We start from the raw sequence: 11,110 nt of genomic DNA on the forward strand, positions 1-11,110 counted from the left end.
CCCGCCGCGCTCGCCGCGCCCCGCCGCGCTCGCCGCGCCCCGCCGCGCTCGCCGCGCCCCGCCGCGCTCGCCGCGCCCCGCCGCGCTCGCCGCGCCCCGCCGCGCTCGCCGCGCTCGCCGCGCCCCGCTCCGCCGCGCCCCGGGCGGGCGGTTGGGCGGACGGGGTTGGTTGACAGGGTCGGGTGGGTGGGGGTTGGGTGGGGGTTTAGTCCAGTGGATAGACTTATTGGGGTGGAGGTCCTGTGAGCGTCTTGGCGCCGCGGCCGGGGGATCGATTCAGTTTCGGGTTGTGGACGGTCGGGTGGCAGGCGCGTGATCCGTTCGGCGATGCCACTCGGGCGCCGGTCGAGCCGGTCGAGGTCGTGCATCGGCTGGCCGAACTGGGGGCGTACGGGGTGACGTTCCACGACGACGATCTGGTCCCGTTCGGCGCCGACGAGGCCGTCCGGGACAAGCGGATCGCCGCGTTTCGTGCCGCGTTGCACGCCACCGGCCTCGTGGTGCCGATGGCGACCACGAACCTGTTCACCCACCCGGTGTTCAAGGACGGTGCGTTCACCGCGAACGACCGCTCGGTACGCCGGTTCGCGCTGCGCAAGGTGATGCGCAACCTCGACCTGGCCGCCGAACTCGGCGCGCACACCTACGTGTTCTGGGGCGGACGCGAAGGCGGCGAATCCGACGCCGGCACCGACGTACGCGCCGCACTCGACCGCTACAAGGAGGCCGTCGACATCCTGTGCGGCTACGTCCTCGACCGCGGCTACGACCTGCGGTTCGCGCTGGAACCGAAGCCCAACGAGCCGCGCGGCGACATCTTCCTGCCCACGGTCGGTCATGCCCTCGCCTTCATCGAACGGCTGGAACACCCGGACATGGTGGGCGTGAACCCCGAGGTCGGGCACGAGCAGATGGCCGGCCTGAACGTGGTGCACGGCGTGGCGCAGGCGCTGTGGGCCGGCAAGCTGTTCCACATCGACCTCAACGGCCAGCACGGACCCAAGTACGACCAGGACCTGGTCTTCGGCCATGGTGACCTCAAGAGCGCGTTCTTCCTCGTCGACCTCCTCGAACACGGCGGATACGACGGGCCGCGCCACTTCGACTACAAGCCGCTGCGCACCGAGGACGCCGACGGCGTGTGGGCCTCGGCCGCGGCCAACATGCGCACCTATCTGCTGCTGCGCGAGCGCGCCCGCGCCTTCCGGGCGGACCCCGAGGTCCGCGAGGCCATGGCCGCCGCGGGCCTGGACCGGCTCGCGGTGCCCACGCTCGCTGCCGGCGAGACCTACGCGGACCTGGTCGGCGACGACTTCGACCCGGCCGCGGCGGCCGAACGCGGCCTCGGTTACGAGCGGTTGGACCAACTGGCTGTCGAGCACATCCTGGGAGCCCGCTGACATGCCCGCCGCCCGCACCCTCGTCGCCGGCGTCGACTCCTCCACCCAGTCCTGCAAAGTCGTCGTCTGCGACGCGGACACCGGCACGGTGGTGCGGCACGGCCGCGCCCCGCACCCGGACGGCACCGAGGTGCCCCCGGAGGCGTGGTGGCAGGCGCTCGGCCGCGCGATCGAGGACGCGGGCGGCCTGGCCGACGTCGCCGCCGTGGGCATCGCCGGCCAACAACACGGCCTGGTCTGCCTGGACGAGGACGGCCGGGTGGTTCGCGACGCGCTGCTGTGGAACGACACCCGCTCCGCGCCCGCCGCCGCCGACCTGGTGCGCGAACTCGGCGGCCCGACGGCCTGGGCCCGGGCCGTCGGCAGCGTCCCGGTCGCGTCGTTCACCGTGACCAAGTTGCGTTGGCTCGCCGAACACGAACCCGACCGCGCGGCCCGCGTGGCCGCGGTCTGCCTGCCCCACGACTACCTCACCTGGCGGCTGACCGGCGGTCGTGACCTCGCCGACCTGGTCACCGATCGAGGCGACGCGTCGGGCACCGGCTACTGGTCGCCCGCGGCCGGCGCCTACCGGGAGGACCTGCTGCGCCTGGCCTTCGGTCGCACACCCGTGCTGCCCCGGGTGTCGGGACCCCGCGCCCTGGCCGGACACACCGACCGCGGCACGCCGGTCTCCGTCGGGACCGGCGACAACATGGCCGCCGCCCTGGGCCTGGGCGCGGCGGGCACGGACATCGTCGTGTCCCTGGGCACGTCCGGCACCGCGTACGCGCGCACCACCCGGGCCACCGCCGACCCGACCGGCGCCGTCGCCGGCTTCGCCGACGCCACCGGAGCGTTCCTGCCGCTGGTGTGCACGCTCAACGCGGCCCGGGTGCTCGACGCCGCCGCGCACATGCTCGGTGTGGACCACGCCCGACTCGCCCGACTTGCCGTGTCCGCCCCACCCGGCGCCGACGGCCTGGTGCTCGTGCCGTACCTGGACGGCGAACGCACCCCCAACCTCCCCGACGCCACCGGCGCCGTGCACGGCCTCACCGTGCGTACCGCCACCCCCGCGCACCTGGCCCGGGCAGCGGTGGAAGGCATGTTGTGCGGACTGGCGGACGCCCTCTACGCGCTGGCCGTCGCCGGCGTCGCCGGTGAGCGGGTCGTGCTCACCGGCGGCGCCGCCCGGTCCGCGGCCGTCGCCGAGATCGCCCCCGCGCTTTTCGAACGCCCGGTCGTGCTGCCCGAACCCGCCGAATACGTCGCCCTCGGCGCGGCCCGCCAGGCCGCCTGGGCCCTGGCCGGGGACGGCGCCCTCCCGCCGACCTGGCACCGACCGCATACCGTGCTGACCCCGGGCCGCTCCGACGCCGCCGTCCGCGAACGCTACGCGGCGGCCCGCGGGCATCACCTCGACCGACCCGAAAGTGGGCCGGACCCGGGCGCGTTCACTCCCGCCGCGCCGCGCTGATTTCGGTCACGTGCGGTTGCGGCCGAGGAAGTCGCGGATGTAGTCGGCGATTTCGGGGCCGTGGGTTTCCAGGGCGAAGTGGCCCGCGTCGAGGAGGTGGATTTCCGCGTCCGGCAGGTCGCGGGCATAGGCACGGGCGCCACCGGCGCCGAAGATCTCGTCGTTGGCTCCCCAGGTGATCAGCGTCGGGGGACGGTGCGTGCGGAAGTACTCCTGGAACGTCGGGTAGCCGTCCAGGTTGAACTGGTAGTCCCAGAACAGTTGCAGCTGGATCTCCTTGTTGCCCGGCCGGTCCAGGTAGGCCTGGTCGAGGTTCCAGGCGTCCGGGTCGACGCGGTCGAGACGGTCGGAGGGGACGCCGTGGGTGTGTTGCCACCGGGTGGCGTCGGCTTCCAACAGTGCGCGGACGTCGGGTTCGTGGGTGGCGCGGTCCTTGGCATGGGCGAACAGGATGTCCCAGAAGGGCGTGAAGCCCTCCAGGTAGGCGTTGCCGCTCTGGCTGACGATTGCCGTGACGCGCTGGGGGTGCGCGGAGGCGATGCGCAGGCCGATGGGGGCGCCGTAGTCGTGGATGTAGAGCGCGAAGCGGTCGAGTCCGAGTCGGTCGAGCAGGGCCAGGGTGATGTCGGTCAGTGCGTCGAAGCTGTACGCGAAGTCGTCGACGGACGGCATCGCGGATCGGCCGAAGCCGATGTGGTCGGGTGCCACGAGGTGGAAGTCGTCGGCGAGTTCGCGGATCAGGTCGCGGAACATCGCGGAACTGGAGGGGAATCCGTGCAGCAGCACGATGGTCGGGGCCGCCGGGTTCCCGGCTTCGCGGTAGAACACGGGCAGACCGTTGATCTCGACGGTGTGGCTGCGCACGACACGGGCGTCGGCGGCGGTGGTGGTCTCGGTGGCCGCAGTGGCCGTGGCAGTGGCAGTGGTGGCAATGGGGTTCATGGCAGTGCTCCGAGGTCGATGGTGCCCGTGGGGCGGCGCCGGTCGTCGGCGTGTCGCCCGGCCGCTTCTTCTAATGCGAAATGACTAAGTGAACATTAGACGCTTATTATCTAATGAGTCAAGGTGAGTTGAAGCATTAGAATCCTCGAGTGGGCGGGTGCGCAGCTGCCCGGCCGGATGCCGTGCTGTGCAGGTGCGTCGACGCGGGTGGCCGGTTCGGTCGGTCCGGTCGGTCCGGTCGGTCCGGTCGGCTCAGGCTTTGCTCTCGCCGTCGGGTCCGGTGGTCGGCAGCGGCTGCTCCGCCCAGATGACCTTGCCCTCCGGGAGGTAGCGGGTGCCCCACCGCGCGGCCACCTGGGCGACCAGGAACAACCCGCGGCCTCCCTCATCCGTCGTTGCCGCGTAGCGCATGTGCGGTGCGGTACTGCCGCCGTCGGTGACCTCGCAGATCAGGCTGCGGTCGCGCAACAGCCGTACCCTGATCGGCTCGGTGCCGTAGCGGATGGCGTTGGTGACCAACTCGCTGAGGATGAGTTCGGTGCCGAACGACAGGTCCTCCAAATGCCATTCGTCCAGCTTCGCGGACACCGCCTCGCGCATCCCGGCGACGGCGGCCGGATCCGCGGGCACGTCCCAGTCGGCCACCCGGTCGGGCCCCAGGACGCGAGTGCGGGCGATCAGCAACGCCACGTCGTCCTTGGGGCGCGAGGGCAGGAGCGCCTCCAGTACGGCCAGACAACTCTCCTCCGGCGATCGGCCCGCGTGCGCCAGGGCCCGGCGCAGCAGGTCCATCCCGACGTCGAAGTCCCGGGTGCGATCCTCGATCAGGCCGTCGGTGTAGAGCACGAGTGAACTGCCCTCGGCCACCTCGAATTCGGCGGTCTCGAACGGCATGCCGCCCAGTCCCAACGGCGGCCCGGCCGGCAGGTCGGGAAACTCCACGCGGCCGTCGGGGTCGACCAGCGCGGGCAGCGGGTGTCCGGCCCGGGCCATGGTGCAGCGTCGGGAGACCGGGTCGTAGATCGCATACAGGCAGGTGGCGCCGATGATGCCGGAGCCGACCGAGGAATCGGTCTCGTCCTGGTCGATCCGGGCGACCAGGTCGTCCACGTGATCCAGGAGTTCGTCGGGGGGCAGGTCGAGCGTGGCGAAGTTGTGCACGGCGGTGCGCAGCCGCCCCATGGTCGCGGCGGCGTGCAGACCGTGGCCGACGACGTCGCCGACGACCAGGGCCACCCGGCACCCGGAGAGCGGGATCACGTCGAACCAGTCGCCGCTGACCCCGGATTGTGCGGGCAGGTAGCGGTGCGCGACCTCCAGGGCGCTCTGCTCGGGCAGGGCGCGCGGCAGCAGGCTGCGTTGCAGGGCCACCGCGAGGGCGTGTTCGCGGGTGTAGCGGCGGGCGTTGTCGATGCTCACCCCGGCGCGGGCGACCAGTTCCTCGGCCAGGGACAGGTCCTCCTCGTCGAACGGCTCGGGCCGCTCCAGGCGCCAGAAGTTGGCCACGCCCAGCACGGCGCCGCGGGCCTGGACCGGGACCGTGATCAGCGAATGGATGCCGTACGCGACGATCTCCCCCGCCCGTTCCGGATCCTGCGCATGCCATCCGGTCGCGGTGGACAGGTCGGCGACGATCTCGGGTCGGCCGCTGCCGAGTCCGCGCGCCTGCGGGGTCGAGGAGACGAAGTCGATGAGCATGCCGCGCGGGTACAGGGGGTGGTCGTCGCGGATGCCGCGGACGGCGATCCGGCGCATCCTGGCGTCGTTTCCGGTGGGCTCGCCGCCCGCCAGGACCGGGTCGGCGACGTCGATGGTGGCGAAGTCGGCGAACCGGGGGACCGCGATCTCGGCGAGTTCCTCGACCGTGCGCACCACGTCGAGGGTGGTGCCGATGGATCCGCCGGCGTCGTACAGCAGCCTGAGTCGCCTGCCCGCCGTCTCGACCTTGCCGGCGAGGGCCGTCAGCTCCGTGGAGTCGCGGATGGTGGCGACCGTGCTCCTGGGGCCGCCGTGACGGTCCGTGGGCCGCTGGTTGACCGCCAGCAACCGGCCCCCGGCGAGGTGTACCTCGTCGGTGACCAGGCGACCGGAGGCCAACAATTGCGCCATGCCCGGGTCGAGGTCGGGCAGGTCGGCGATCCGCCGGCCCTCGGCGCCGGGTGGCAGATCGAGCAGCCGGGCGGCCTCGTCGTTGGCCAGCAACAGGCGGGTGTCCGCGCCGACGATGAGCACACCTTCGCGGACGGCGTGCAGCACCGAGTCGTGGTGCTCGTACATGCGGGTCATCTCGGCGGGGTCCAGGCCGTGGGTCTGGCGCCGCAACCGCCGGGTCACCAGCGCGGTTCCACCGGTGGCGACCGCGAGGCCGGCCGCGGCGGTGCCGAGGATGATCGGCAGCTGCCGGTCGAGCACGCCGTTCACGTTTTCGACCCTGAGGCCGGCGATGACCACGCCGTGCACGGTGCCGGCGGCATCCATCACCGGCACGACCGCCTGTTCCTCGTGGCCGAGCGGGCCGTGCACGCTCTCCACGATGGTGTGGCCGGCCAACGCCGGTTCGATGGTGGCGACGACGCGCTGCCCGATCAGTTCCGGTCTGGGGTGGGTGTAGCGGATGCCCTGGGTGTCGGTGACGACGATGAAGTCGACGTCGGCCTCCCGGCGGGCGGCCTCGGTCAGCGGTTGCAGCACGCTGCTGGGGTCGGGGGACTCCAACGCGGCCAAGAGGCCGGGGGAGTGCGCGAAGGTCTCTGCGACGGAGACCGCTCGCTGCCGGGCCTCCTGGTCGTTGTCGTACCGGGACTGGAGCACGAGTGCGAGCACCGCGCCTGCCACGAGCAGGATCACGACGGCCACTTGCAGTACGAAAACCTGCCCGGCGACGCTTCTCGGGCGCCGGTCGGACGGCGACTGAACCGATGCGCCCCGGAATCGGCCGAAACTGTCGGCCATGTCTACCGTTCTACCCCGCTCGGCCGACTCTGACCAAGGGCGACACTCGGGTGTGACAGCCGGGGACCGCGACGCGGTCGGCAACTGTGCGGTCGGCGACGGCAACGCGGTCGGCGGGGTGGTGGGCGCGGGCCGCCTCGCACGCGGCAGGATCTTCCCGACGCGGGCCGGTGCGCGCCCCGGCCGAAGCGGTGTCCGCGGCCATGCACGCGCCCGGCCGTCCCGGTCCGGGCGAGCCGGGCGCGGGTGGCGCGCCGGACCTCCGGGTGACCTCCCCGTGACGCGTCCCCGTACCGGCGAACGCCGCCCGGTCGCGGATGCGGCGGCCGCGCCGGAGGTCTGCTCGGCGCCGTCCCGACGGCGGCACCGCCCCCGCGGCGCACTACCCGCCCGCACGCATCACCCATGGTGGAGTGCTCGGGACCGGTGGTAGTGGCCCGGCGCGTTCCACGGGTCCCAGGCGATCCGGTCCGCCGGACCGGGCTCGCCAAGCGGCCGCACGAATCGGACCCACGCAGCGGACTCACGAGCCGGCCGCATGAACCAGGCTCACGAACCAGCTTACGAGACGGCCTCACGAGGCTTCGCGGCCCGCTCCCGTCGCACCCGCGACCAGGCCGGGCCGCGACGCCTCGTGGCGCGTCCCGCCGGTTGCGATCAGGCCGGCGGCGAGCCGGGGGTTGTGGTCAGGGCGGCGTTTACCGCGTCGTCGGAGAGGGCCGCGACCTGGAGGTGGATTCGGGCGATGTGTTCCAGGCGGCCGGGGGTTCGCTCGTGCGTGCGTAGGTGGGTGGCCAGGGAGGCGACGGTGCGGGAGGCGAAGAGTCGGCGCACGGTCGCGGTGTCGGGGCCGAGGGTTTCGCGGAGTCGGCCGACGATGGCCGTGGCCAGGATCGAGTCGCCGCCGAGGGCGAAGAAGTCGTCGTCGCGGCCGAGTTCGCGGGTGCCGGCGGGCAGCGCCTCCTGCCAGATGGACGCGATCAGGCGTTCGAGATCGGTGCGTGCCGGCTCGGGCGGAGGGCCGGCGGGCCCGCGTGCCCATACGGGCGCCAGCGCGCGGCGGTCGATCTTGCCGTTGGCGGTCAGCGGGAGTTCGTCGACCAGGGCGATGTGCTCGGGGATCATGTGGGCCGGCAGCGACTTCTCGGCCGCGTCGCGCAGGCGGTGGATGCTCACGTCCGCTTCCGCGGCGACGGCTGCGACCAGGGCGCCCTCGTGCACGCCGGCCACCGCGCGCCGGACCCCGGCCACGCCCGCGAGGGCGGCCTCGATCTCGCCGGGTTCGATCCGGAAGCCGCGCAGTTTGACCTGGTGGTCGGCGCGGCCGAGGAACTCCAGGATGCCGTCGGGCAGCCGCCGGGCCAGGTCGCCCGTGCGGTACCAGCGGCGGCCCGCGACCTCGCGGAAGCGGTCCGCGGTGCGTGCGGGATCGCCGCGGTAGCCGGCGGCCACGCCCTCGCCGCCGATCCACAGTTCGCCCGGCACCAGGTCGGGGCTGTCCCGGCCGACCGCGTCCACGACCCGGCAGCGGACGTTGCGCAGCGGCGTGCCGTACGGGATCGCCTGCCAGTGGGAGGGGAGTTCGGTGCCGGCGGGCACCTCGTACACGGTGGAGTGGATGGCCGTCTCGGTGGTGCCGCCGAGTGCGACGAAGCGGCAGCCGGGGGCCTGCGCGTGCAGCCGCCCCGGGAGGTCGACGGTGACCCAGTCCCCGCCGAGCAACACGACGCGCAACCCGGTGCCCAGGCCCGCCGAGCCGGCCGCGGCGCCGGCGGTGAGCAGCATGTCGAGCAGGGCCGGCACACAGTTGACGACGGTGACGTGCCGCTCGCGGACCAGGTCGACCCAGCGGCCGGCCTCGCGGCGGTCCTCGTCGGCGGGCAGGACCACCGCGCCGCCGACCGAGAGCAGACCGAAGACGTCGAACACCGACAGGTCGAAGTCGAGTGCGGACAGGCCCAGTGCGCGATCGTCCGGGCCGAGCGCGAACCGGTCGACGAGGTCGTCGATGGTGTTCATCGCGGCGCGGTGCGGGACTTCGACGCCCTTGGGCTCGCCGGTGGAGCCGGACGTGAAGAGCACGTAGGCGATGCTCTCCTCGTCGACGGGCACCGGAACGAGGTCTTCGGCGGGGTGGGCGAGGGCTTCGGCGAGCGCGAGGGCGGCGGCGAGCGGCGAGTCGCCGGTGGCGCCGTCGGTGTCCAGGGCCAGGCGGGCCCGGGCGGTGCGGTGGATGCGTTCGCGGCGTGCGGGTGGTTGTTCGACGCCGATCGGGACGTACGCGGCGCCGGCCGCGAGTACGCCCAGAGCGGCCACGATCTGGTCCGGCCCCTTGGGCAGGGTGATCGCGACGGTGTCCCCGGGCGCGATGCCCCGCGTGCGCAGGGCGGTGGCCACGCGCCGTGCGCGGTCGGCGAGTTCGCCGTAGCTCAGGGAGCCGCCGTCGGTGTCCGCGAGGCCCCACACGAGGGCGGGCGCGTGCGGTCGGGTGGCGGCGTGGGCGAAGAAGCCGTCGTGCAGGGCGCGGTGCGAGCGCGGGCCGTCGGTGGCGTTGACCCGATCGAGGACGGCCCGCTGGGCGGCGGGCAGCAGTTCGTGGATCGGCTCGCGCCAGTCGGCCCGCGTCGTGCCCAGCCGGGTGAGCAACTCGCGGTAGGCGGCGAACATCGCGTCCGCGACCCCGTCGGGGAAGGCGTCCTCGCGCACGTCCCAGTTGATGAGCAGGCCGCCGCGCACCTCGGTGATCTGGGCGTCGAGCAGCACCTGCGGTCCCTGCGAGACGATCCAGGACGGTTCGCCGAACAGGCGGCGCACGTCGGGGTCGAAGAGTTCACCCAGGCCCAGGGCGCTGGTGTACACGATCGGCGCGAGCACCTGTTCGCCGCGGGCGCGTGCGAGATCGCGCAGCACGTGCAGGCCCGAGTGGTCGGCGTGCGCGGCGTCGCGATGCATGCGCAGCTGGAGCGCGCGGGCGTGGTCGAGGAAGGAGCGCTGCTCGGACATGTCGACGTCCAGGAGCACGGAACCGGTGAAGTCGCCGACCAGGCGCGGTACGTCCGGGTGCAGGTCCTCGCGGTCGAACAGCGGTACGTTCAGCAGGAATCGGGGAGTGGCGCTCCAGCCGGCCAGGACGGCGGCGAACGCGGTCGCGAAGGCCATCGCGGGGGTGATCCCGTGGGCGTGTGCGCGCGCCGACCAGTGGCCGCGCTCCTCGGGGTCCAGCCACATGTGGCGCCGGGTCACCCGGGTCAGGTCGGCCGGTAGCGGGCTGCGCAGCGGGAGTTCGGGTGCGCCGGGCAGGTCGGGCAGGCGCTCGGTCCAGTACGCGGCGGCGCGCTCGGCGGCGGCGCGGCGCAGCGGGGGCCGGGCCGCGAGGTAGCCGCGGTAGTCGTAGCCCGTTTCGGCCGGCGGGTGTTCGGGATGTGCGTACAGCCGGGCCAGGTCGGCGAGCAGCACCCGGTAGCTGAGCGCGTCGGCCGCGACCATGTCCACGTCCAGGTGCAGCCGGCTGCGGCCACCGGGCAGCAGGGTCACGCGCAGGTCGATGACGCGGCCGGATTCGATGTCGAGCATCTGGTGCGAGCATTCGTCGCGGATGTGGTCGAGGCGGTCCGCGACGGTGTCGGCGTCCGCGTCCCGCAGGTCCAGCACCCGCAGCACCTCACCGGGCGCGGTGGGCAGGATTTCCTGGCGGCCGTCGTCGGTGACGCGTACGCGCAGCATGGGGTGCCGGGCGATCAGGGCGCGCGCGGCGGCGTGCAGGCGGGCGGGGTCCACCGCGTCGCCGGGTTCGGTGTCGAACTCGGTGTACAGGTGCGCGGCGACGCCGCCCAGGGGCTGTGCCTCGGAGCGGCCGATCCAGTAGGCGTGTTGCATCAGTGCGAGCGGGAACTTTCCCGATTCCGGCGCGGGTTCGCTCGCCGGTTCGGCTGCGGGTGCGGGCTGCGGAGCGGGCGGCGGCGGTGCGGTGTCGTCGTCCAGGAGGGCGATCCATGCCGCGAGGGTCGGGACGGCGGCCAGGTCCGCGAAGGTGACCCGGGCACCGCTGCGGCGCCAGCCGCCGGCCAGGCGCATCAGCCGCAGCGAGTCGAGTCCGAGTGCGATCAGGTCGTCCTCGTCGTGCAGGGACTCCGGTGCCACTTCGAGCAGTTGCGCCACGTCGCGTCGTACGTCCTCGACGGTCAGCCGCACGCTGTTCTCCTTCGATCGCGAAAGGGTCCGCGGGACGCGAGTGGGCGGTCGCCCGGGCGACCCGTTCTTGACACTCGCCTCCGGCGTCACAAATATAGGGTAGGCAAACCTAAGTCAGGCAAGGCTTTTCGACTGTTCGAGAACGCGCGGCTCCCCGGAGTCGGCG

At 73.1% G+C, this 11,110-nt stretch carries 5 protein-coding genes; 2 read left to right on the forward strand and 3 right to left on the reverse strand.

The window, feature by feature from the left end:
- Positions 1-242 precede the first annotated feature (242 nt).
- Together xylA and xylB are read left to right on the forward strand one after the other, a co-directional pair.
- Positions 243-1,400, forward strand: coding sequence for a xylose isomerase (gene xylA, locus ACIBM5_RS25435; RefSeq protein ID WP_396008932.1), 1,158 nt, complete (start codon positions 243-245; stop codon positions 1,398-1,400).
- Between the two features lies 1 nt (position 1,401).
- Positions 1,402-2,859: a xylulokinase gene (gene xylB / locus ACIBM5_RS25440; protein WP_396008933.1), complete on the forward strand. Its 1,458-nt coding sequence runs from the start codon at positions 1,402-1,404 to the stop codon at positions 2,857-2,859.
- A gap of 6 nt (positions 2,860-2,865) precedes the next feature.
- Here xylB and ACIBM5_RS25445 read toward each other — a convergent pair whose 3' ends face one another.
- From ACIBM5_RS25445 to ACIBM5_RS25455, 3 genes are all read right to left on the reverse strand, one after another.
- Positions 2,866-3,801 carry an alpha/beta fold hydrolase gene (locus ACIBM5_RS25445; protein ID WP_396008934.1) on the reverse strand — a complete coding sequence of 312 codons (936 nt, stop codon included), beginning with the start codon at positions 3,799-3,801 and terminating at the stop codon, positions 2,866-2,868.
- 252 nt (positions 3,802-4,053) lie between these two features.
- Entirely contained in the window at positions 4,054-6,753 is a 2,700-nt protein-coding gene (locus ACIBM5_RS25450) for a SpoIIE family protein phosphatase (RefSeq protein WP_396008935.1), read from the reverse strand.
- Between the two features lie 657 nt (positions 6,754-7,410).
- Positions 7,411-10,944 carry an amino acid adenylation domain-containing protein gene (locus ACIBM5_RS25455; RefSeq protein WP_396008936.1) on the reverse strand — a complete coding sequence of 1,178 codons (3,534 nt, stop codon included), beginning with the start codon at positions 10,942-10,944 and terminating at the stop codon, positions 7,411-7,413.
- Positions 10,945-11,110: the final 166 nt, after the last annotated feature.

Source organism: Embleya sp. NPDC050493 (assembly GCF_044458105.1).
Lineage (GTDB): Bacteria > Actinomycetota > Actinomycetes > Streptomycetales > Streptomycetaceae > Embleya.

Bases quoted from the DNA above. Each gene is read 5' to 3' on its own strand.
- ACIBM5_RS25450 (WP_396008935.1), bottom strand. From the start codon at position 6,753: ATGGCCGACAGTTTCGGCCGATTCCGGGGCGCATCGGTTCAGTCGCCG.
- xylB (WP_396008933.1), top strand. From the start codon at position 1,402: ATGCCCGCCGCCCGCACCCTCGTCGCCGGCGTCGACTCCTCCACCCAG.
- ACIBM5_RS25445 (WP_396008934.1), bottom strand. From the start codon at position 3,801: ATGAACCCCATTGCCACCACTGCCACTGCCACGGCCACTGCGGCCACC.